The sequence below is a fragment of the Pseudomonas sp. BN417 genome (assembly GCF_029871205.1).
Classification (GTDB): Bacteria; Pseudomonadota; Gammaproteobacteria; order Pseudomonadales; family Pseudomonadaceae; genus Metapseudomonas.
In genome coordinates this window covers 12,010-35,411 of record NZ_SSOJ01000084.1, presented here as the reverse complement: position 1 = coordinate 35,411, position 23,402 = coordinate 12,010, and the positions used below count along the sequence as shown (strand labels likewise).

Here is a 23,402-nt window from a genome sequence, read left to right as displayed (position 1 = left end):
AGCGTGCTCAAGGTCGGCACCCTGCTGCCCAAGCTGCCGGTGGTCCAGTACAACGACTCGCGCCTGCTGCCGCAGACCTTCCAGGGCGGTCACCTGAACTCCCTGGAGCTCGCCGGCCTGACCTTCGACGCCGGCCAGCTCCAGCAGGTCAACCAGCGCGACTCCTCCGACTACGAGGACATGACCCTCGCCAACGGCGGCGCCCGTGGCATCGTCGTCCGCCCCGGCACCACCAGCGACCAGTTCAACTTCGCCGGCGCCAGCTACAAGTGGAACGACAGCCTCAGCACCGGCTATCACTATGGCGAGCTGGACGACCTCTACAAGCAGCACTATGTCAGCGTCCTGCACCTGCTGCCGCTGGGCGACAAGCAGTCGCTGAAGAGCGACCTGCGCTTCGCCCGCTCCACCGACGAAGGCGCCAGCAACGTCGACAACAAGGCCTTCGGCGCCCTGTTCACCTACGCCCTCGGCGGCCATGCCTTCGGCCTCGGCTACCAGAGCATGAGCGGCGACACCGGCTTCGCCTATATCAACGGCACCGATCCCTTCCTGGTCAACTACGTGCAGATCGGCGACTTCGCCAACAAGGACGAGAAATCCTGGCAGGCCCGCTACGACTACAACTTCGCCAGCCTCGGCCTCCCCGGCCTGACCTTCATGACCCGTTACCTGTCCGGCGACAACATCGACCTCGGCGCCAACCGCGAAGACGGCAAGGAATGGGAACGCAACACCGACATCGCCTACGTGTTCCAGGACGGCCCGCTGAAGAACTTCGGCATCAAATGGCGTAACGCAAGCGTACGTTCCAACTTCACCAACGACCTCGACGAGAACCGCCTGATCCTCAGCTACGTGCTGCCGCTCTGGTAAGCCGCTTATGTAGGAGCCAGCTTGCTGGCGAATGATGACCCAGGTTCGCGAGCAAGCTCGCTCCTACAAGAAGGCCCGCCAATCGACGGGCTTTTTCATTTCGCGGCACACGAATCGTTGGGCTTCGCGTAGCTCAGCCACAACCTACAGGAGCGCGACGGCATAACACCAGTGGGAGCGAATTCAATTGCGATGACGGCCTATCAATCCTGCGAGGTGGCACCGATCTTGTGCACCGAGAGGTCCGCGCCGTAATACTCCTCTTCCTGGCTCAGGCGAATGCCTACCGTGGCCTTGAGCAGGCCGTAGACCAGGAAGCCGCCCGCCAGTGCCACCAGCACGCCAAGCCCGGTGCCGATCAGCTGGCTGACCAGGCTGACCCCGCCCAGGCCACCGAGGGCTTCCTGGCCGAAGATCCCGCAGGCGATGCCGCCCCAGACACCGCACAGGCCGTGCAGCGGCCAGACACCGAGGACGTCGTCGATCTTCCACTTCACCTGGGTGGCGGTGAAGGCCCAGACGAACAGGCCACCCGCCACGGCACCGGTGGCCAGGGCGCCGACCGGATGCATCAGGTCGGAGCCGGCGCACACCGCCACCAGCCCGGCGAGCGGACCGTTGTGCAGGAAGCCCGGGTCATTGCGTCCGATCAGCAGCGCGGCGATGGTGCCGCCGACCATGGCCATCAGCGAGTTGACCGCCACCAGGCCGCTGACACCTTGCAGGGTCTGGGCGCTCATGACGTTGAAGCCGAACCAGCCGACGATGAGGATCCAGGAACCCAGCGCCAGGAAGGGAATGTTCGAGGGCGCGAACGCCACCAGGCGGCCCTCGCGGTAGCGGCCATTACGATGGCCCAGCAGCAGTACCGCACCGAAGGCCAGCCAGCCGCCGACAGCATGCACCACCACTGAGCCGGCGAAGTCATGGAAGCTGGCGCCGAAGTCATTCTTCAGCCACTCCTGGAAGCCGAAGTTGCCGTTCCAGATCAGGCCTTCGAAGAAGGGATAGATGAAGGCGACTATCAGCAACGTGGCGCAGAGCTGCGGACAGAACTTCGCGCGCTCGGCGATGCCGCCGGAAATGATCGCCGGGATGGCCGCGGCGAAGGTCAGCAGGAAGAAGAACTTCACCAGGGCGTAGCCATGGTCGGCGGCCAGGGCACTGGCCGGCTCGAGGAAGCTCACCCCGTAGGCGATCCAGTAGCCGATGAAGAAATAAGCCAGGGTCGAGACCGCGAAGTCGGAGAGGATCTTCGACAGGGCGTTGACCTGGTTCTTCTGCCGTACCGTACCGACTTCGAGAAAGGCGAAGCCCGCGTGCATGGCCAGCACCATCACGGCGCCCATCAGGATGAACAGGGTGTTGGAGCCGTGGATCAGGGTTTCCACGGCGCTATTGAGGTTTTCCATTGGCGAAGGGAGCTCCGGCAGCGAGGAAAAAGCACCAAAGCAGTTCAAGGCAGGCCCGGCACGCACCATCCTGAAGCCGGAGCGCACCACCAAGGGCTGTATCGAAACCCCGTTTTGGTGCATGCCGGCAGGCGCAAGATCTGTCTCGAAAAGCCTTTTTCTTTGTTTTTCATAGGGTTGAGGCGATTTTTCCGAACCGGGAAGTCCATCCTGGACGCCCCGATGCGGCGCAACCCGCCACAACCGCGCACCACCCCGATGCAAGCGCTATACCAGCTGTGCCAGGGAAAATCCGAGTGAACCTTGGAAGAACGCACCTACTCTTAGGCATTGAGTCCTACAAGGAGAATCGTCATGCCCCGTAAGACCGCCACCCACGCACAGGACGACCTGCTGGCCGACTTCCAGACCCTGGTCAACGACACCGAGAAGCTCCTGCAAGACACCGCCAACCTGGCGGGCGACCAGGCCGACGAGTTGCGCCAGCAGATCCACGAAAGCCTCAAGCGCGCTCGCGAGACCTTGCGTGACACCGAGCAGAACCTGCGTGATCGCGGCCAGGCCGCCGTCCAGGCCACCGAGGACTACGTCCAGGAACACCCCTGGCAGAGCGTTGGTCTGGCCGCCGGCATCGGTTTCCTGCTCGGCCTGCTGGCCGCCCGGCGCTGACCATGAGTGACGAAGCCCCCTCCTCCCGGGCCTCGGGACGCGCTCCCTCGCCCAAGCGCATCGGCGCCTCGCTGCTGGGCTTGCTCCACAGCCATGTGGAACTCTTCGGCATCGAGTTGCAGGAACAGAAGGCCAACAGCCTCTTCCTGCTGCTGTTCGGCGGCCTGACCCTGATCTTCGCCCTGCTCCTGCTGATCGGGCTGTCCGGCCTGGTGCTGATGCTGCTCTGGGACAACTGGCGGTTCGAAGCCCTCGGCGGCCTCTGCCTGTTCTATCTGCTGGCCAGCCTCTACTGCGGCATCCGCCTGCGGGCGGCAGTGGATGATGACGAGTCCCCCTTCAGCGCCACCCTCGAAGAACTGGCCCGTGACCGGGAGCGCCTGATGCCATGAGCCTGCCGGAACTGCCGCGCAAGGCCAGCCGCCGGGAAATGCGCAAGGCGCTGGTGCGCCTGCGGCTGGAGATGCAACGCCAGGAACTGCGCCACGAGTCGCTGCTGCTGACCCAGCCCCTGCGCCAGGCAAAGGAGTTCTCGCGCCAGCTGGACATCCCCCACGCACCGCTCTGGGGCATGGCGGCGATAGCGGCCCTGGGGTTCTTCGCCGCACGCAAGGGCAGCCTGAAGCGCTGCCTGCGCCTGGGCAGCGCGCTCTACCCCTTGCTGCAGGCCTTCCTCAGGCGTCCGCCCGGTTCCGGCCAGGATTGACTCCGGCCGCACAGGGCGGCAACCGGCCACATTCTTTCCATGGGTGAGCGGCCCGTCGTATCAGCCGTGGGCAACTCCACGCAGCCCATGGCCTTCCCCCAAGGCCTCGAGCCGCTGGTGAATCCGGGCGCCGCCGGCCTGGCGATGGACTGAGTCGTCGACAGAGCTTTCCGTTAGAGTAGGGCCTTCAGCCACTGAACGGCGAGGACCGGCCTTGGACTGGCAGACCCTGCTCACCCGCGAACGTCTCGGCAAACCGGTGCACAGCACCGAAGAACTGGGCCGCAGCCCCTTCCACAAGGACCACGACCGCATCATCTTCTCCGGGGCCTTCCGCCGCCTCGGGCGCAAGACCCAGGTGCACCCGGTCTCCAGCAACGACCATATCCACACGCGCCTCACCCACTCGCTGGAAGTGAGCTGCGTGGGCCGTTCCCTGGGCATGCGCGTCGGCGAAACCCTGCGCGACGCACTGCCGGACTGGTGCGCTCCTTCGGACCTGGGCGTCATCGTCCAGTCCGCCTGCCTGGCCCACGACATCGGCAACCCGCCATTCGGCCATTCGGGCGAAGACGCCATCCGCCACTGGTTCCAGCAGGCCGCCGCACGGGGCTGGCTGGACGCCATGAGCGAGGTTGAGCGCGCCGATTTCCTCAGCTTCGAGGGCAACGCCCAGGGCTTGCGGGTGCTGACCCAACTGGAATACCACCAGTTCGACGGCGGCATGCGCCTGACCTACGCCACCCTCGGCACCTACCTCAAGTACCCCTGGACCTCGCGCCATGCCGAAGCGCTGGGCTACAAGAAGCACAAGTTCGGTTGCTACCAGAGCGAGCTGCCGCTGCTCGAACAGATCGCTGCCAAGCTGGAGCTGCCGCGAATCGACGAACACCGCTGGGCGCGCCACCCGCTGGTCTACCTGATGGAGGCGGCGGACGACATCTGCTACGGCCTGATCGACCTGGAAGACGGCCTGGAAATGGAGCTGCTGGACTACGCGGAAGTCGAGGACCTGCTGCTCGGCCTGGTGGGTGACGACCTGCCGGAAACCTACCGTCAGCTCGGCCCCAGGGATTCGCGCCGGCGCAAGTTGGCAATCCTTCGCGGCAAGGCCATCGAACACCTGACCAACGCCGCCGCCGGCGCCTTCGTCGAGCAGCAGGAAGCCCTGCTGGCCGGCAGCCTGCAAGGCGACCTGGTGGAGCACATGCATGGCCCGGCCAAGCGCTGCGTGCTCCAGGCCAAGGCCATCGCCCGCGAGAAGATCTTCCAGGACAAGCGCAAGACGCTCCATGAGATCGGCGCCTACACCACCCTGGAAATCCTCCTCAACGCCTTCTGTGGTGCCGCCCTGGAGCAGCACGGCGGGCGTACTCCGTCCTTCAAGCACAGGCGCATCCTCGACCTGCTCGGCAACAATGCCCCTGATCCCGCTTGGCCGCTGTACCGGTCCTTCATCCAGATGATCGACTTCATCGCCGGCATGACCGACAGCTACGCTACCGAAATGGCCCGTGAGATGACCGGCCGCTCCAGCCCGACCTGAACCCAGGCTTCCAGGAGTAGCGCTGATGCGTAACTTGTTCCGACAGAGCCTGCGCTGGCACGCCGGACCACCCGCCTGGGGCGCCGCCCTGATGGCGGGCATGGGCTGCGGGCTGCCGCTGATGCTGGGCCTGTTCACCAGCCACAGCGGTTTCCTCTGGGCCGCCACCGGCGCCTTCCAGGCCGCCCTGGCCAACCCCTTCCACCGCCTCGGCATGCTGCGCATGACCCTGCTCACCGGGTTGGGCGCCGTCAGCTCTGGTGTCGGCTTCTGGGCCGCCAGCCATCCGCTGGCGAGCCTGGCCAGCTTCGCCCTGATGGGCCTGCTGCTGGCCGTGCTGCAACGTTATGGTAGCGAGCTGGGCAAGCTCGGCGTGGGGCTGGCCGCCTGCCTCTGCCTGGGCCAGGGCCAAGCGGGGCTCGGCAATCTGCACAACGGAATGGCGGTGGGCGCGCTGTTCGCCCTGGGCGGGCTCTGGGTGATGCTGCTGGCCTTCGCCCTGCGCGCGTCCCAAGGCCTGCGACTGTGGCCGCTGATGCCGCGCCTCGGCAACTTCGCTCGGGTGATGCGTCGCCATGCCCGGCGCCTGCCCCAGCGGCTCTGGCTGATCCATGCCCTCGCCTGCTCCCTGGCCGGCGCCCTCGCTGGCCTGGCCGTCAACCTCTCCGGCCTGCCGCGGGGCTACTGGCTGACACTGACGGTGATGACCACCCTCCAGATGGACCTCGACGGCAGCCTGGTGCGCGGCATCCAGCGCTGCCTGGGCAGCCTGGTCGGCGCGCTGATCCTGATCGGGGTGGGCAGCTGGTTGCAGAGCCCTGCCCTGCTGGTGGCCTGCATGCTGCCGCTGATCGTCCTCAGCCGGGCCTATATCGCCCAGCACTACGGCCTGTTCGTGGTGCAGACCACAGTGTGCTTCGTGCTGCTGGCCGAGGGCCTTTCCCTCGACTGGCACCTGCCCGAGTTGCGTCTCTACAACACCTTGCTGGGAGCGGCGCTGGCACTGCTGGTGGCCTACCTCGCCCACCGTGCGCGGCAGCGCTGGGGCGCTCCGGCACCACGGATGGAGGCAGCACGCGAGGGCAAGTGAGGCGCGCGCCTCAGCTTTTCAGGCGCTGCGCCAGGTCCCCTTGCAGGGCATGCAGGCTGCGCCGTACCGCTTCGCCCGGCTCCCGCAGCCTGGCATCCGGAGCACCACGCTTATGGGCGTCGCCAAACTCGATGCAGTGTTCGAGCAGCGGCTGCGCGGCGATCAGTTGCACCGCACCCTTGATCCTGTGCACCAGCCGCTCCATGTCATCCCAATTGCCCGCCTGCAGCAAGGCATCCAGTTCAAGCAGGTCGGTCTGGTTGGTCCGGTGCAGCTCGGTCAACAGGCTGCGGATCAGCTCGGACGAGCCGCCCGTGACGTTGTCCAGCAGCCCCAGGTCGAGGCGTGGCGGCTGAGGTTTGCCGCCGGGATCCGCGAGCTGGGCGGTCACGGGGTCCAGGTCCTGCAGATAGCGCCGCAGTGCATCCAGGCCTATCGGCTTGAACAGGCAGTCGTCCATGCCCGCCTCGCGGCAGCGCGCACGCTCGTCGGGCTGGGCATTGGCCGTCAGGCCGACGATCCGGCAGGGGGTGGCAGCCGCCTCGCGTTCCCGTTCACGGATGCGCCGGGCGAACTCATAGCCGCCCATCACCGGCATATTGCAGTCGGTGATGACCAGGTCGACGGCCGCCTGCCCCCAGACTTCCAGTGCCGCCTGGCCATTCTCGGCCTGCTCGGTCAGGTGCCCGAGGAACTCCAGCTGCTGCACCAGCAACAGGCGATTGGCCGGATGATCATCCACCACCAGCACACGCAGGCTCTGCCGCGGCGGCTCCGCAGGCGCGGGCAGCGCCGCCACCTGGGGCAAGGGCGCCAGACGCGGCAGGCCCAGGCTCACCGTGATCCGCGTTCCCACCCCAAGCTCGCTCTGCAGCTCGAGGCGCCCGCCCATCATCGCCACCAGCCGGCGGCAGATACTCAAGCCCAGGCCCGTGCCGCCGGTCCCGGCGTTCATGCTGCCGGCCAGTTGGGTGAAGGGCTGGAACAGCAACTCCTGGTCTTGCGCCGTGATACCGATGCCGCTGTCTTCCACCACTGCAGTCAGCTGCACCAGCTCTTCGCCGAGCCCGCTGACCAGCAGGCGAACCTGGACCTCGCCCGCCTCGGTGAACTTGATGGCATTGCTGACGAGGTTGGAAAGGATCTGCTTGAAGCAGGATGGATCGACCATCACGTCGTCCTGGGTGTCCAGCTCCAGGCTCAGGGACAGCTTCAAGCCCTTCTGCCAGGCCAGCCCCTCGAACACCCTCACCACCGATTCCACCAATGCCCTGGGCGCCGCCCGACGGGGTTCGAGGACCATGCGCCCGGATTCGATCTTGGCGATATCGAGGATGTCGCCGATCAGCACCAGCAGGGAATTGGCCGAGTCCTGGGCAACGGTGATCGCCTCGCGGTCCAGCCCCTCGCGCTTCAGGGCCAGCTCGAGCATGCCGATGATGGCGTTCAACGGCGTACGAATCTCATGGCTCATGGTGGCGAGGAACCGGCTCTTGGCCACGTTGGCCAGCTCGGCCTGGTCCTTGGCCTGGCGCAGTTCGACCATCAGGCGATTGCGCTCGGTGATATCGACCCAGCCGCAGATCAGGCCAAGGGTGCGCTGCTGGGCGTTCCGGTAAGGAATGGCCCAGTAGGACACTTCCAGGGTGCGTTCGCCGACATGCAACTGCTGGTCGCTGAACAGCGCCTCGCCTTTCTCCAGCGCACGCGGGCACAAGCGGTCCAGCTCTTCCAGGGCATCGGCCTGGAGGCCCGGCACTTCCTCCAGGCGCTTGCCGAGCAAGGCCTCCCGCGGCACGCCGAAGGCCTCGACGAAGCTACGGTTGCAAATGAGGGTACGCCCCTCCAGATCACGCACCGACAGCGGGAAGGGAATGCCGTCGGTCAAGGAGCGCTTGAACTCCAGTTGGTCGTTGAGCCAGCGCTCCTGCCGCTCGCGCCGATACACCTGGCGGCGCAGGTAGAGGGCCCAGGCGGCAAACAGCAGCGACAGCAGGAGAAGGGCGAAGCCCACCTCGTAGAGCCGTGCCTCGTACTCGACCCAGGTGCTTTCGGCCACCTCGGCATTGGTGTACCAGCGGTTGACTATATTGCCCAGCTCGTCCGGTGAAATGGACAGCAGCGCCTTGTCGAGGATGCTCAGCAACTCGGGTTCGCCCAGCACCACCGAAAAGGCATAGCGCGCCGGGTCACGCCCGATGGTGTCGGCGATGCGCAACTTTCCGGGGTAGTAGCGATTGATCAGGAAACTCGCCGACGCCATGGCATGCACCGCGCCATCGGCCTTGCCTTCGGCCACGCTGGACAGCGCCTGGATGCCGCTACCGACTTCGAGCAGGCGCACCCGGGGGAAGTTCTGCTGGATAAAGCCCCGCATGGCGTGGCCGTCCGGGATGGCGAGCACCTTGCCATCGAGTTGGTCCAGGCCTTCCAGATCCCGATCCGCGCTGCGGACCACCAGCACGTTGCTGCTGCTGAAGTAGGGCCGGGTGAAGCGGAGGAACTCATTGCGCTCCGGCGTCGAGACCAGGGTCGCCGCCATATCGGCCTGGCCGTGGCGCAGCCTGTCGAGAATACCCCGGAGGCTGACGCCGTCCTGGACTTCGAATTCCAAGCCGGTCTTCTGCCGGATCAGCTCCAGCAAGTCGGGCGTTATGCCACGGAAGCGCTTCTGCGCATTGAAGAAGGTCAGCGGCTCGAAGGAGCCGTCCACCACCAGCCTGGCCGGGCCGTGCTGCTTCAGCCAGAGCCGCTCGCGCTCGGTCAGCTGCAACCGCGCTTCCTCGAGGAACATCCCCGACCCGCCGCCCCAGCGGCGCAGAATCCCGGCCCGCTCGGATTCGGGTATGGCGGCGATTGCACGATCGAGGATGCGCCGCAGCCGCCCGCTCTTCGCTGACAGTGAAAAGCTGACGCCCACTCCGTCGAAACCGGCGAAGTTGGTCATCCGCAGATTGATCAGGTAACCCTGGCTGATCAGGTAGTTGGCGGAGATGGCGTCGCCGATGAACACATCGTTCTGGCCGAAGGCGACCGACTGCAGCGCACTGCGCACCGAGCTGTGCTGGTTGGGACGGGCGTCGGGGTAGAGACGGCCGATCAGGTCCAGGCCCGGACCTTCCTCGGAAAAGGCCAGGCGCAGGCCCCCGAGGTCGCCACCGACGGCGCGCCGGTCGTCGATGCGCATCACCATCACCGGCTGGTGTTGCACGTAGGGCCTGGTCTGGATCAGGCCCGGACTGGCGGCATCGATCTCCAGGCTGCTGCCCAGCAGGTCGATCTCTCCCGCGCGCAGGGCTTCTCGAGCGGTGTGCCGGTCGGGATAGCGCAGGACCCGGGTTTCCAGCTGCAATGCCTGTGCGATCAGCCGCAGGTAGTCGGCCGTCACGCCTTCATAGTCCTGGCCGCTGGCAGTGGTGTCGAAGGGCGGGAAATCAGGTTCGCTGGTGCCGATCCGCAATACGCCCTTGTGCTGCAGCCAGAGCCTGTCCTGCTCGTCCAGCGGTACCCGCAGGTCGCGCAGGTCGGAACGCCCCAGCAACTGCAGCGGAACGGCTTCGATTGCGAGGCTGGGCAGGGAAAACAGCAGGCCCCCGAGCAGAGAGCTGACCAGCAGGGCGGGCAGGCGCATGGCGAGGTTCACAGCAGGGCATTGCGATTGGCGAACTCCACCAGCTCGATCAGGGAGCGGACGTTGAGCTTGAGCATCAGGCGGGTCTTGTAGGTGCTGACGGTCTTGTTGCTGATGAACATCTCTTCGGCGATGTCCTTGTTGCTGTAGCCGTTGGTGAGGAACTTGAGCACCACCAACTCGCGGTCGGAAAGGCGGTCGATCAGTTCGAGCTCGTCGGACAAGCCCACCTGGCGCTTGCCGGACTTGATCACTTCACTGGGAAAGTAGCTGTAGCCCGAAAGCACGGCCCGCACCGCCGCGGTGAGTTCGGCGAGGTCGCCTTCCTTGCAGACGAAACCCGCTGCGCCGCCCTGCATGCAACGTGTGGCGTAGTGGTTGGGGTTCTGCCCGGTCAGCACCAGCACCCGCAGCGGCATGTCCAGTGCTTGCAGGCGGGCGATGACGTCAAGGCCGCCGAGCTTGGGGATGCCGATATCGAGAATCACCAGGTCCGGCAGGTGCTCCCGCGCCAGCGCGATGGCGTCGACGCCGTTGTCCGTTTCCGCGACGATTTCGTAGCCTTCGCGAGTCAGCAGCAGGCGTACGGCGAGGCGGATCACCGGATGGTCGTCGACGATCAGGACCTTGTTGGCGGACTCGTTTCCCGGCTCTAGGAAATCATCCAGATTGACCAGCTTGCTCACGGCATCTCTCCCTTGGCGCGATTCAGTCGCTGCCAAGATAGAGACGCGCGTTGCACTGTCGACCCCCGAGAGGGACCGGAGGGGCACTTCAGGAATACCCCTACCCCAGCTTAGGCACACACCTACAACCAAGGGCTGATCTCGACGGAAACGACCTCCCGTCTCTGGGGTAACGCCTACCAAATCCCTGCCGCCCAGACCTGTCTGGTAAAGGCGTCGACTCACCGACTAACGGAAATTTCCTACTTGGTCTCAGGAGCTCGCCTGCTGGTCCATTCCGGAAGCAGCCGGAAAATAGGCAGTCTTTCGCCGCTCCGAGGCTCACCCGATGGAAACGCTCAGCATCCTGGTGCTGGAAGACCACTCGTTTCAGGCCCAGGTAGTGGCTCAGCAACTACGCACCCTGGGCTGCCGGAACCTGTTCTGCGCCGCCGATGGCGAAGCCGCCCTGGTCAGGCTGTCCAGCCATGGTCCGGTGGATATAGCGCTGTGCGACATCAACCTGCCGGGCATGGATGGACTGACCTTCCTGCGCAAGGCCGCCGAGTGCAGCGCCATCCGCTCCATGGCACTGTTCAGCGGCCTGGCCCCGGACCTGCGCCTGGCCGCGCTGCAGCTGGCCCGCCTGCTCGGCCTGCAGGTGCTGGGCGACCTGGGCAAGGTGCTGAGCCCGGACAGCCTGCGCAACGTACTCCTGCGCTACCGGCGCGGAGCACCGGCTGCAGGCGCGCAATCCGAAGATGCGCAGCCCACGGTACAAGAGGCCCGCCTGGCCCTGATCCAGGGGCAACTGGTGCCCTACTACCAACCCAAGGTCGACCTGCGCAGCCTCCAGCCGGCAGGCGCCGAGGTACTGGTGCGCTGGCGGCATCCACGCCTGGGCCTGCTCGGCCCGGCCGGGCTTCTCCCACTGCTCGAGGAGTTGGGGCTGGTCCGCGACCTGACCGAATACCTACTGAAGGCCGCCATGGGCTTTCTCCAGTGGCAGCAGCCCGAGTCGCGCCTGCCGCTGGCGATCAACTGCCCGCCCTATCTGCTGGAGGAGCCGGACCTGCCCAGGCGGCTGCAGGAGCTGCTGGACTACTACCGGCTTCCCTCCTCCCTGATCAACGTCGAGATCACCGAGAACGGCCTGCCCGGAATAGCTGCCAACAGCCTGGAGAACCTGCTGCGCCTGCGCCTGATGGGCTGTGGCATCGCCATCGACGACTTCGGCACCGGAACCTCCTCGCTGCAAAGGCTCTGCCAGCTGCCCTGCAACGAGCTCAAGCTGGATGCTTCCTTCATTCATGCCATGGACCAGAATCCGCGAGTCTTGGCGGCGGTCACCAGCAGTCTGTCGCTCGCCGCCTCCCTCGGCATGAATACGGTGGCCGAAGGCATTGAATCCACCGGGCAGCTCGAGCAGCTGCGCGAACTCGGCTGCGCCCAGGGCCAGGGCTACCTGTTCGGCCACCCCATGCCGGGCCGGGAGTTCGCCAACTGGTTGCGACGCTGGCCGGGATCGACACTCCCGAAAGAGGCCTAGGCCATGCACGCGGCTCCGTCCAAGGGCGAACGGAAGCTCCAGGTCCTGGTGATCGAGGACCATCCCTTGCAACTGCGGGCGGTAGAAATACTGCTCGACCAGCCGGGATACTTCCAGGTCACCCGAGCGATGAGCGCCGCTGAAGCCTTTCGCGCCTGCGAGCAGGGGAAGCCTCCCTTCGACCTGGCCATCTGCGACCAGAACCTCCCCGACCTGCAAGGCCTGGCCCTGCTGGAGCGGCTCCACCGCGACGGCCGCACTCGCTATGGAATCCTGCTCAGCAGCCTTGCCGAAGAGGAGCTTGCCGACCTGCAGGAGCGGGGCCGCGAGCGCCGGTTGCCGCTGCTGGCCTGCCTCGCCAAACCCCTGGACCTGGAGCGTTTCAAGGCCAGTATCGTGCCGCTGCTGGACGATGCCTGATCCCGCAGGGCGATTTGCGCGACGAGCGTTACAAGGCTCATCTATGCTCCTTTAGCCTCCCGGGGACCGGGGCCAAGGAGCTCCCGCAATGCCGCAAAAGTTCTCTGAGCGTCGCTTTCCCCTGCATGTCCATATCAGTGCGCTCTTCACACTGCTTCTGCTCCTCACCGGTGTGGTCCTGGGCCTCTTCAACTACCGCCAGACCAGCCAGATCATTCTCTCCAGCAGCGACGAGCTCTTCGGCCGCATCAGCGAAGAAGTCGAAACCGACCTGCGCCATACCTACCAACCCATCCACCACCTGTTGAACCTGCTGGCCCTGAGCGGCGCCGACCAGCGCCAGGACGGCTTCGATCGCCTGGACCTGCTATTGCGCCCCCTGTCCCGGGCCCTCCAGGACAATCCCAAGCTGGCCGCCCTCTACCTGGGTTACGACGACGGCGACTTCTTCATGGTCCGCCCCCTGCGCAACGAGCGTCTGAAGAAGGCCTTCAATGCCCCGCCCGGCGCGGCTTACCAGGTCTGGAGCATCGAACGTGACAACCTGTCCCGGGCTCGCTCGTTCACCTTCTTCTTCGATGCCGCGCTCAACGAGATAGTCCGCCGCCAGGAACTCAAGGAACGCTACGACCCACGTGGCCGCCCCTGGTATTACCGCGCCCTGGAGCAGGACGGTTCGATCACCACCGCCCCCTATGTGTTCTTCTCCAGCGGCGCGGTCGGCACCACCCTCGCCCGGCCCAGCGGCAGCGACGCAGTGATCGGGGCCGACCTGACCCTGGACGACCTTTCCGCCACCCTGGCCGATCACCGGGTCACGCCGTCCACCGAAGTGGTGCTCTACCAGCCCGACGGCCGCGCCGTGGCATACCCCGACACGAGCAAGCTGATCAAGCGGATCAATGGCGCCCCTGAACTGGGCGAAGTGAAGGAATTCAGTCCGCCGCTGGCGGCCCTCGTGGGGCTTGCGGGTGAAGGCGACCTGCGCACCAGCGTGCAGATCGACAATCGCCGCTGGGTACTTGCCCGCCGGCACCTCGAGGAAGGCGGCCCCCAGGGCCTGCAACTCGCCATCCTGGCGCCCGAGGATGAGCTGCTGGACGACGCCTACCGTATCCGCTGGCAAGGCGCGATTCTGACCCTGGCGATCCTGATGCTTTGCATCCCGATCGGTTTCCTGCTCTCGCGCATCGTGGTCAAGCCGCTCAAGGCGCTGGTCACCCAGGCCGAGGCGATCCGCAGCTTCAACTTCAGCCTGCCGGCCATGGGCCGCTCGCCTGTGCTGGAAGTGGACCAGCTGGCGGTGGCCATGGCAGGGATGAAGGAAACGATTTCCAGCTTCCTCGAGATCGCCTCCAGCCTTTCGGCGGAAACCCGGTTCGACAACCTGCTGCGCCGTGTCCTCGACGAAACCATAGACATCGGCGAAGCCTCTGGCGGCCTCCTCTACCTGATCGACACCCAGAAGGGTCGCCTGGAGCCCCACGGCCTGTTCCTCAACGACCAGCAGCAGGACCTCGAGGCCCACGGCATCCGGGGCTTCGGCCTGGAAAGCCCGGCCTTGCCGCACTGGCTGGAATTGCCGGCCCACGGCGGCCCCAGCCAGGTCTGCTCCTTCGGCTACGATCAGGCCGGCGCCTACCGCGACCTGCTGCAGACCCTGGAAAGCCCACGGGTGCACCTGGTGAGTACCGGGCTGCACAACCGCCAGGGCAGCACCATCGGGGTGCTGGTCCTGCTCCACCGTGACGTCGGCCGGGAAGCCCGGCCAGCCATCCTGCGCCCGGAGCGAATCGCCTTCGTCGAAGCGATTTCCGGCGTCGCCGCGCTCTGCATCGAAAGCCAGCGGCTGCTGGAGAAGCAGAAGCAACTGCTGGATGCGTTCATCCAGCTCATGGCCGGTGCCATCGACGCCAAGAGTCCCTACACCGGCGGCCACTGCCAGCGCGTACCGGAGATCACCCTCATGCTGGCCAGGGCCGCGGCCGCGAGCGAGGAGCTGCCGTTCCGCGGATTCAAGCCCACCGACGAAGAGTGGGAAGCCCTGCATATCGCGGCCTGGCTCCATGACTGCGGCAAGGTCACTACCCCGGAGTACGTGGTGGACAAGGCCACCAAGCTGGAAACCCTGTACGACCGCATCCACGAGATCCGCACTCGCTTCGAAGTGCTCAAGCGCGACGCCTGGGTGGGCTACTGGCGGGCCCTCGCCCAGGGCGCGGACGAAGGCGAACAGGCGCGTCTGCGGGACCAGGAGTTGGCGGCGCTGGATGACGACTTTGCCTTCATAGCCCGCTGCAACCTGGGCGGCGAAGCCATGGCCGGGGAAGATCAGGAGCGCCTCAAGGGCATCGCCGCGCGCACCTGGACCCGCACCCTGGACAACCGCCTGGGGGTTTCCTGGGAAGAGGCGCAGCGTCTGGCCCGCACAGCACCCCAGCCGCTGCCGGTCGAAGAGAAGCTGCTGGCCGACCGCCCCGAGCATATCTTCGAACGCCCCGCCAGCGAACTGATCGCCCCGGACAATCCCTGGGGCTTCAAGCTCAAGGTGCCGGAGTACAAGTTCAACCGCGGCGAGCTTTACAACCTCTCAGTGGGCCGCGGCACGCTGACGGAGGAAGAGCGCTACGTCATCAACCACCACATAGTGCAGACCATCCTGATGCTCAATCACCTGCCCTTCCCGGCGCACCTGGCGAACGTGGCGGAAATCGCCGGCGGGCACCACGAGAAGATGGATGGCACCGGCTACCCGAAACGCCTGACCCGTGAGCAGATGAGCCTGCCGGCCCGGATGATGGCGATCGCCGACATCTTCGAGGCCCTGACCGCTGTGGACCGCCCCTACAAGAGGGGCAAGACCCTCTCCGAGGCCCTCGGCATCATGACCGGCATGTGCCGCGGCGCCCACATCGACCCGGACCTGTTCGGCCTCTTCATCCGCTCCGGGGTCTACCTGGACTACGCGCGACGATTCATGAAGCCGGAACAGATCGACCCGGTGGACGAAGTGGCGGTGCTGGCGAAGGCGGGGCTGGCCTGAAACGCAGCAGCTGTGGGGGCGAATTCATTCGAACTTGATAAATCGTCCTCAGGACGTGGTCATGAGTATGCGGCTCTGCCTGTTACGACTCGATGTGTCTGGATAGAGGGACGGCGCCCTACGGTGGGGCAAGTGCAGGAGTTTCGCCCCAGGTGCGTAGGTAGGCCCCGCCCCCTTGGAGGGGGCAAAAGCAAGCGGGCAGACCTGCGGTCTGCATAGCGATTGAAATCGCCCCCACAGCAATCCGCCGGAAATGAAAAAAGGCGCCGATCGGCGCCCTTCTTCATTCCAGACCCTGTCACGCGTTGACGGGGTTCTCCGGGTACCACACATCGAGCAGCGGGCTGATGGTGGAACCGGCCAGTTCGGCGTGGCCCTTTTGCAGCCAGGCTTCGACCTGGGCACGCTGTTCCGCGCTTACCGAGCCACGCTTGCCGAGGCAGACGAAGCCGTAGTCCGCGGCACCAATGAAGCCCAGGTCGTTGTTCTCGATCGCTTCCACGACGAAACGCTCGAAGAACTCCGAAATCGCTTCCAGGTCCAGGCCCTCCTTGTAGCTGAAGGTGAGCTCGAAGCCCAGTTCCTGGAATTCATCGACGCAAAGCTTCTTGCGCAGGCGGCGGGAGCGGTTGGTAGCCATCAGGCGGTTCCTCGGGAGAAATGACGGGCGGCACTCTAGCAGCTTCCGCCGCAACTTGCCCGCCCGGAGCCACTCCACGCCGGGGTTGCCGGACGAAATGAGCCGCGAACACGCGCAGTCGCCCCGGGGTTACGGCATAATGCGCCGATTTCCCGAACCCTCGTGGGAACTTCTGCCATGTCATCCATCTTCGTCACCCGCCCTCGCCAGGAGGGCAACTCTTGATGTTCAAGTCCATCCGTACGTTCGCGCTCGCCGCCCTGATCCTGCCCTGTGCCCTGCCGCTGCAGGCCGCGCAGGTCAATACCAACCTGCCCGCCAAGGTGCAGAAGGCCCTGACCGCCAACAAGATCGCGCCGACCTCGCTGTCCCTGGTGACCCTGCCGCTCACCGGCCCCGGCGCCCAGACCCTGGTCAACGCCGATGTCTCGGTGAACCCGGCGTCCACCATGAAGCTGATCACCACCTATGCCGCGCTGGAACTGCTCGGCCCCACCTACCAGTGGAGGACCGAGTTCTACACCGACGGAACCCTGAAGAACGGTGTGCTCAACGGCAACCTCTACCTGAAGGGCGGCGGCGACCCCAAGCTGAACATGGAAAAGCTCTGGCTGATGATGCGTGACCTGCGTGCCAACGGCGTGCGCCAGGTCACCGGCGACCTGGTGCTGGACCGCAGCTACTTCGTGCACCCGCAGCTGCCCTCCTTCAACGACGACGGGGGCGACGACAACAAGCCTTTCCTGGTCGGCCCCGACTCGCTGCTGGTCAACCTCAAGGCCGTGCGCCTGATCGCCCGCGCCGAAGGCGGCCAGGTCAGCCTGGCCATGGAACCGCCGCTCGAGAACATTCGCATCGACAACAAGGTGAAGGCGACCAAGGCCGCCAAGTGCCCGTCCTGGCCGGATGTGCGCTACAACCCAGTAACCCAGTTCGACGGCACCACGCTGATCGCCAGCGGCAAGCTGCCGGAAGGCTGCAGCGCCCAGACCTACATGTCCCTGCTCGACCATCCGGGCTACGCCGCCGGCGCCGTGCGCGCCTTCTGGAAGGAACTGGGCGGCAGCATCGACGGCAAGGATCGCCAGGGCGATGTGCCCAAGGATGCCAAGCTGCTGGCGCGGTCCTTCTCCCCGGACCTGGTGGAAATCATCCGCGACATCAACAAGTACAGCAACAACACCATGGCCCAGCAGCTGTTCCTCAGCATCGGCGCGCGTTACCGCACCCAGGCCGATGCCGACGACGCCAAGGCCGCGCAGCGGGTGATCCGCGACTGGCTGGCGAAGAAGGGCATCACCGCGCCGCACCTGGTGATGGAGAACGGTTCCGGCCTGTCGCGCAACGAGCGGGTCAGCGCACGGGAAATGGCCACCATCCTCCAGGCCGCCTGGCAGAGCCCCTACGCGGCCGAGTTCGTCGCCTCGCTGCCGCTGGTGGCAATGGACGGCACCATGCGCAAACGCTTGCGCCGCACCGCCCTGGAAGGCGAAGCCCATATCAAGACCGGCACCCTGAACACCGTCCGCGCCATCGCCGGCTTCAGCCGCGACAGCAACGGCAACACCTGGGCCGTGGTCGCCATTCTCAACGACTCGCGTCCCTGGGGTGCCTCGGCCATCCTCGACCAGGTGCTGGTGGATCTCTACCGCCAGCCGAAGAGCGTCGCCGGCGCCAACTGACCCCATGGCGGCCTCCTCGCACGGGAGGCCGCCATGCGGATTGCCGCCCCACGGATGGCCACCCCATCAGTCGGCAATGCGAATCTGGTTGCGCCCCGCCTGCTTGGCCGCATAGACCGCCGTATCCACACGCCGCAACAATTCGTCCGCACTCTCGCCTTCACGCCAGCTGGCGCAGCCGAAACTCGCCGTGACCTGGCCGACTCCCGCGACGCCCTCCCGCCCGAGTGCCTGGCACAGCGCCTGGGCCAGTGCCGCCGCCTGCTCGGCATTGGTATCCGGGCAGAGCACCACGAACTCCTCGCCACCCAGCCGACACAGCACGTCGATGCGCCGCAAGCGCTCGCCGACCCGGGCGCAAATGGCCTTTAGCACCCGGTCGCCGGCCTCATGGCCGTGGCGGTCGTTGATCTGCTTGAAGTGATCGACGTCCAGCATCACCAGCGCCAGCGGCCCTTCGTGGCGCTCGGCACGGGCGATCTCGAGGTCCAGGTGCTCCTGGAAATAACGCCTGTTGTAGACGCCGGTGAGGGCGTCGGTCACCGACAGGGCGCGCAACTCCTGCTCCACCAGTTTCAACCCGGTGATATCGATGATGTAGCCGTGCCAGAGGATGGCGCCGTCGTCGCCGCGCTCGGGCACCGATTCGCCGCGCAGCCAACGCAGGCCCTGGCGAGGCAGCAGCACGCGGAAATCCTCGCGCCAGGGGGCGAGCAGTTCCGCCGAACGGCGGATCGAACTCTGCACCCGGTCCATGTCGTCCGGATGGATGCGCTCCATCAGGTTGCTGGCGTCGTCCCGAACCGCCTCGGGCACCGACTCGAAGACTTCGATGATCCCGGCGCTGGTATAGGGAAAGCTGAAGGTCCCGTCCGGCTCCATGCGGAACTGGTAGAGCACGCCCGGCACCCGCGCGCTGAGTTTTTCCAGCAGCCGGTCGCGGGCCTCGAGCGCCTGTTGCACGCGCTTGCGCTCAGTGACGTCGATGGCCACGCCCAGGTAACCCACCAGTTCATCCCGCTCATCACGCACCCCGGTGAGGATCAGGCTACCGGTCAGCTGGCTGCCGTCGCGGCGCTGGAAGGTCCACTCACGCTCGTCGAAACGGTCGCCGGCGGTGACCTCTTCGACATAGGCCTGGTAGTCCGGGATCACCTTGCCCAGGCGCCGTCCAAGCTCCCGGCAGCGCACCTCCACCTCGCTTTCCAGGTGCAGCACCACGGGGTGGCGGCCGATCATTTCCAGGGCGCGGTAGCCGAACATGCGCTCGGCGCCGACATTGAACAGGAGGATGGCGCCACGCAGGTCGGTGCTGACGATGGCCACCTGAGTGGCGGCATTGAGCAGACTGCGCAGCTGGCCGTGGGCCATGGCCAGTTGCAGTTCCACCGCCTTGCTGGAGCTGACGTCGGTCTGGGTTCCGATCATCCGCCTGGGCGAGCCATCGGCGCCCCGCTCCACCACCCGGCCGCGATCCAGCACCCAGATCCAGCGTCCGTCCTTGTGCCGCATGCGGTGCTGGCTCTGGTAGACGGTCGTGACGCCGCGCAGGTGGCGCTCCAGCTCGGCACGGGCCAACGCCTGGTCCTGCGGGTGTATCAGGCGCATGCAGGCCTTCTGGCTGTCCTCCACCTCGTCGTCCGCGTAGCCGAGCATGCTTTTCCAGCCGGAGGAGAGGAACATGCGCCCGGTTTCCGGCTCCCAGTCCCAGACACCGTGCCCGGCCCCATCCAGGGCGAAGCTCCAGCGTTCCTCGCTGAGCTGCAGCTCGATCTCCCGCTCGCGCAGCTCCAGCGTACGCTCGGCCACCAGGGCAAGGGCGCTTTGCCGCTGGTTGATCAGCAACAGCAGGTAGCCGGCCAGCAACAAGGTGAATGCCAGCCCGCTGATGGCCACGAGGCTGGCGGTGGACAGCGGCGGCCCGGCAAGGAAGGCCTCGCTCGGGACGATTTCCAGAAGGTACTGGCGATCGGCGAAGGGCACCACCCGGCGTTGCCGCAGTTCGCTCTCCGGCGCCCGGCCGCTCTGGTAGATCAGTTGCTCGATGCCATCGCCGCTGACATCGCTGACCCGCATTACCAGGCTTTCCCGGCTGTGCGGCGCGATGGCGGCTTCCATCTCCAGGTTCAGGCTGAGCACCGCCACCACGAAACCGCGCAATCTGGCTTCGCTCGCCATGCCGCCCTCGTAGATCGGCGCGAGGATCACCACGCCACTGGCTTCGCGCTCCGCCACGCCGATCACCCGCAAGCGCTCGGTCACGGTCACGCCTCGGGTTTCCCGCGCCTTGGCAATGGCCGCACGCCGGGCCGGCTGGGAGTTCAGGTCCATCCCCAGCGGCACTTCGTCGATTCGCGAGGAAACGCTGTAGTAGACGGGAAAGTACTCGTCCCGCGGCGGGCTGGGGACCAGGCTGTCGTCGCTGAGTTCGCGGATGGCAAAGCCGACCATGCCCTCGCCACGGGCGCGAGCCTCGAATGCCCCGCGCTCGTCACCGGCGACTCGCGGCACCCAGGAATAGGCCAGGGTGTCCCCCAGGAGCGGGCCGACGAAGCCCTGGAACTCACCAAGGGTCACCTCATTGGAATTGCCGAAAAAGCGCCGGACCGTGTCCAGTTCCTTGAGCTGGCCGTCCAGCCGCTCCTGGATGCGACTGATGCGCTCGCTGGCGGCGAGGTTGAAGCGCTCCCGCAGCTGCGCATCCTCAGCGCTGCGCACCACCTCGCTCAGCAGGAGCGTGAGTGCTATGCCGCCGAAGAGGGTCAACAGGCAGGCCAGCCACACCAGGGGGCGGCCGGACAGGAACGCCGACAGGTTCAGTTTTTCCTTCGCAAGCGACCACATGCTCACATCTCGGATCTGGGTGTGGAAATACCGTCCCTGTGAGCATCAACATAGCCAGATGGTGGCACTTTGCCTAGGAGCAGTTGCGGGCAGCCGACCGCCCACGGCAAACGCCGGACAGCCGGAGCCGCCGGCACGCTCCAGCTTGGTGGTCGCGAGGGGCGCTCCAGTGCCCTGGTGGGCCGGAGAAGCGTGGCCCACCCTACGGAGGGGCTGCGCAGGGTGGAAATCCGCGTCACGGATTTCCACCGCCCCATCCTGCGGGCCCCAGGGCAACTGACGGCGCCTCAGCGCGTGGTCAGGCGCCAGGCGCGGTGAATCTTCGCATTGCGGGCGAAGTCCGGATCCAGGGTCTCGGCGCTGATCTCGGTGACCGAGTAGCGCGCCGCGACGCTGTCATCCATCTGGAACTTGCGGAAGTTGTTGGAGAAGTAAAGCACTCCGCCCGGTGCCAGGCGCGCCATGGCCAGGTCGAGCAACTGCACGTGGTCACGCTGCACGTCGAACACCCCCTCCATGCGCTTGGAATTGGAGAAGGTCGGCGGGTCGATGAAGATCAGGTCGTACTCGCCGCGATCCTCCGCCAGCCAGGCCATCACATCGCCCTGCTGCAGCTTGTGCTTGTCGGAGAAGCCGTTCAGCGCAAGGTTGCGCCGCGCCCAGTCCAGGTAGGTCTTCGACAGGTCGACGCTGGTGGTGCTGCGGGCACCGCCCTTGGCCGCGTGCACGCTGGCGGTGGCGGTATAGCAGAAGAGGTTGAGAAAGCGCTTGCCGGCGGCCTCGCGCTGCATGCGCAGGCGAATCGGCCGGTGGTCGAGGAACAGGCCGGTGTCCAGGTAGTCGGTGAGGTTCACCAGCAGCTTCACCCCGCCCTCGCTGACCTCCATGAAACGCCCTTCGCTGCCCTGGCGCTCATATTGGCGGGTACCGCTCTGGCGCTCGCGACGCTTGACCACCACATGCGCGGGGTCCACATCCAGCGCCTGGGGAATCGCCGCCAGGGCGTCCAGCAGTCGCGCCTGGGCCTTCTCCGGATCGATGGAACGAGGCGGCGCGTATTCCTGCACATGCACCCGGTCGCCATAGAGGTCGACCGCCAAGGCGTACTCGGGCATATCGGCGTCATACAGGCGGTAGCACTGGATACCTTCCTTGCGTGCCCACTTGCCCAGTTGCTTGAGGTTCTTCTGCAGGCGATTGGCGAACATCTGGCCGCCTTCGCTGAGGCGTGCCGGCTCGTTGCGCGGTGCAGCGCCTTCGCCCTGCTCGCCCTGGCGCCGTTCGCCGGTCACGAACTGCTCCGGCAGCACTTTCAAGAGCAGCAGCTTGCAAGCCAGGGCGCCGTTCCAGAAGGCGTACTGCTTGTGGCTGCGGATGCCCATGCGCTTGCCCAGTTCCGGGGCGCCGGTAAAGACCGCCGCTTCCCAGCCGAGGCAGGACTGGCGCAGGCGCTCGCCGAGGTTCTGGTAGAGATAGAGCAGGCTGGCTTCGTCGCCCAGGCGCTCGCCATAGGGCGGGTTGCTGACGACCAGGCCCTTCTGGTTCTGGTCCGGGCGGGGCTCGAAGGTGGCCAGCTCGCCCTGGTAGATCTTCACCCAGTCGCTCAGGCCGGCGCGCTCGATGTTGTTGCGTCCGGGCTGGATCAGCCGCGGGTCGGCTTCATAGCCGCGAATCCACAGCGGCGGCCTGGCCAGGCCGGCCTCGGCGCGCTCGCGTGCCTCTTCATGAAGCTTTTTCCATAGCGCCGGCACATGGCCCAGCCAGTTGGAGAAGCCCCAGCGCTCGCGCTTGAGATTGGGCGCGATGTCGGCAGCCATCATCGCCGCCTCCACCAGGAAGGTACCGACACCGCACATGGGGTCGGCCAGCGCCCCACCCTCGGCGGCGATCCGTGGCCAGCCGGCGCGGATCAGGATGGCTGCGGCCAGGTTTTCCTTCAGCGGCGCGGCGCCCTGCTGCAGGCGGTAGCCGCGCTGATGCAGGCTGTGGCCGGCGAGGTCGAGGGAGAGGATGGCCTCGCCCTTCTCCAGGCGCAGGTGGATGCGCATGTCGGGGTTGAGCTTGTCGATCGAGGGGCGCACGCCTTCGGCGGTGCGCAGCTTGTCCACCACCGCGTCCTTGACCTTGAGCGCACCGAAATGGGTGTTGTCGATGCCCGAGCCATGGCCGCTGAACTCTACGGCGAGCGTGCCGCTGGGCATCAGGTGATCGTGCCAGTCCACCTCCAGCACGCCCTGGTAGAGCTCCTCGGCGTCCCGCACCGGGAAGCGCTTGAGCACCAGCAGCACGCGGTTGGCCAGGCGGGACCAGAGGCAGAGGCGGTAGGCGGTCTCCAGGTCACCCTGGCCACGCACCGCAGCCACCTGCTCGCGCACGTCCTGCAGGCCGAGGCGCGCGGCCTCTTCGGCCAGCAGGCCTTCCAGGCTCTTCGGGCAGGTGAGGAAAAGTTCGTAGTGGTCCGACATGGGGAATTTCCAGGGCCTTTAGCGGCGATCAGCGGCACAGAATCTGTGCTGTGCGGTAAGAAAAAGTGTGACTTGAGGTCGCAGAACGGCCCTTCGTCGGAATAGAAAAGTCTCTGACTCGTGCACCAAATGAAATAGCACTACGACATCACTTCTTTGGCCAA

At 66.0% G+C, this 23,402-nt stretch carries 16 protein-coding genes; 10 read left to right on the top strand and 6 right to left on the bottom strand.

The window, feature by feature from the left end:
* Positions 1 to 876, top strand: an 876-nt coding sequence (locus tag E8F11_RS09775; RefSeq protein ID WP_280288644.1) for an OprD family outer membrane porin, incomplete at its 5' end; no start/stop codon positions are given.
* 203 nt (positions 877 to 1,079) lie between these two features.
* Here E8F11_RS09775 and E8F11_RS09770 read toward each other — a convergent pair.
* A complete protein-coding gene (locus E8F11_RS09770) occupies positions 1,080 to 2,288 on the bottom strand; it encodes an ammonium transporter (protein WP_280288643.1) in 1,209 nt (402 codons plus the stop codon).
* 354 nt (positions 2,289 to 2,642) lie between these two features.
* Between E8F11_RS09770 and E8F11_RS09765 the strand changes: the two genes are divergently transcribed.
* The 5 genes from E8F11_RS09765 (at position 2,643) to E8F11_RS09745 (ending at position 6,299) form a co-directional block, all read left to right on the top strand.
* Positions 2,643 to 2,957, top strand: a complete 315-nt coding sequence (locus E8F11_RS09765) for a YqjD family protein (protein ID WP_280288642.1) — start codon at positions 2,643 to 2,645, stop codon at positions 2,955 to 2,957.
* 2 nt (positions 2,958 to 2,959) lie between these two features.
* Positions 2,960 to 3,349, top strand: a complete 390-nt coding sequence (locus tag E8F11_RS09760) for a phage holin family protein (RefSeq protein WP_280288641.1) — start codon at positions 2,960 to 2,962, stop codon at positions 3,347 to 3,349.
* A complete protein-coding gene (locus E8F11_RS09755; protein WP_280288640.1) occupies positions 3,346 to 3,663 on the top strand; it encodes a hypothetical protein in 318 nt (105 codons plus the stop codon). Before E8F11_RS09760 ends, E8F11_RS09755 begins: the two co-directional genes overlap by 4 nt.
* Before the next feature lie 214 nt (positions 3,664 to 3,877).
* Positions 3,878 to 5,209 carry a deoxyguanosinetriphosphate triphosphohydrolase gene (locus tag E8F11_RS09750; RefSeq protein WP_280288639.1) on the top strand — a complete coding sequence of 444 codons (1,332 nt, stop codon included), beginning with the start codon at positions 3,878 to 3,880 and terminating at the stop codon, positions 5,207 to 5,209.
* 25 nt (positions 5,210 to 5,234) lie between these two features.
* A complete protein-coding gene (locus E8F11_RS09745; RefSeq protein ID WP_280288638.1) occupies positions 5,235 to 6,299 on the top strand; it encodes an FUSC family protein in 1,065 nt (354 codons plus the stop codon).
* A 10-nt stretch (positions 6,300 to 6,309) separates the two neighbouring features.
* Here the strand turns inward: E8F11_RS09745 and E8F11_RS09740 are convergent, their stop codons facing one another.
* Together E8F11_RS09740 and E8F11_RS09735 are read right to left on the bottom strand one after the other, a co-directional pair.
* Complete coding sequence (locus tag E8F11_RS09740) at positions 6,310 to 9,930, bottom strand: transporter substrate-binding domain-containing protein (RefSeq protein WP_280288637.1); 3,621 nt, start codon at positions 9,928 to 9,930, stop codon at positions 6,310 to 6,312.
* A gap of 8 nt (positions 9,931 to 9,938) precedes the next feature.
* Entirely contained in the window at positions 9,939 to 10,616 is a 678-nt protein-coding gene (locus E8F11_RS09735; RefSeq protein ID WP_280288636.1) for a response regulator transcription factor, read from the bottom strand.
* Positions 10,617 to 10,944: 328 nt separating this feature from the next.
* Between E8F11_RS09735 and E8F11_RS09730 the strand changes: the two genes are divergently transcribed.
* From E8F11_RS09730 to E8F11_RS09720, 3 genes are all read left to right on the top strand, one after another.
* A complete protein-coding gene (locus E8F11_RS09730; protein WP_280288635.1) occupies positions 10,945 to 12,144 on the top strand; it encodes an EAL domain-containing response regulator in 1,200 nt (399 codons plus the stop codon).
* A 3-nt stretch (positions 12,145 to 12,147) separates the two neighbouring features.
* Entirely contained in the window at positions 12,148 to 12,564 is a 417-nt protein-coding gene (locus E8F11_RS09725; protein WP_280288634.1) for a response regulator, read from the top strand.
* Between the two features lie 88 nt (positions 12,565 to 12,652).
* Positions 12,653 to 15,607 (top strand): HD domain-containing phosphohydrolase, encoded by a 2,955-nt coding sequence (locus tag E8F11_RS09720; RefSeq protein WP_280288632.1) that lies wholly within the window; start codon positions 12,653 to 12,655, stop codon positions 15,605 to 15,607.
* 298 nt (positions 15,608 to 15,905) lie between these two features.
* On the opposite strand, the gene E8F11_RS09715 is transcribed toward E8F11_RS09720, so the two are convergent.
* Complete coding sequence (locus tag E8F11_RS09715; RefSeq protein ID WP_280288631.1) at positions 15,906 to 16,247, bottom strand: 50S ribosome-binding protein YggL; 342 nt, start codon at positions 16,245 to 16,247, stop codon at positions 15,906 to 15,908.
* Positions 16,248 to 16,471: 224 nt separating this feature from the next.
* Between E8F11_RS09715 and dacB the strand changes: the two genes are divergently transcribed.
* Positions 16,472 to 17,929 carry a D-alanyl-D-alanine carboxypeptidase/D-alanyl-D-alanine-endopeptidase gene (gene dacB / locus E8F11_RS09710; protein WP_280288630.1) on the top strand — a complete coding sequence of 486 codons (1,458 nt, stop codon included), beginning with the start codon at positions 16,472 to 16,474 and terminating at the stop codon, positions 17,927 to 17,929.
* A gap of 66 nt (positions 17,930 to 17,995) precedes the next feature.
* Here the strand turns inward: dacB and E8F11_RS09705 are convergent, their stop codons facing one another.
* Positions 17,996 to 20,773: a diguanylate cyclase gene (locus tag E8F11_RS09705; protein ID WP_280288629.1), complete on the bottom strand. Its 2,778-nt coding sequence runs from the start codon at positions 20,771 to 20,773 to the stop codon at positions 17,996 to 17,998.
* A gap of 287 nt (positions 20,774 to 21,060) precedes the next feature.
* The gene (gene rlmKL, locus E8F11_RS09700; protein WP_280288628.1) at positions 21,061 to 23,238 is read right to left on the bottom strand and encodes a bifunctional 23S rRNA (guanine(2069)-N(7))-methyltransferase RlmK/23S rRNA (guanine(2445)-N(2))-methyltransferase RlmL; all 2,178 of its coding nucleotides are present in this window, start codon (positions 23,236 to 23,238) and stop codon (positions 21,061 to 21,063) included.
* Positions 23,239 to 23,402 lie beyond the last annotated feature (164 nt).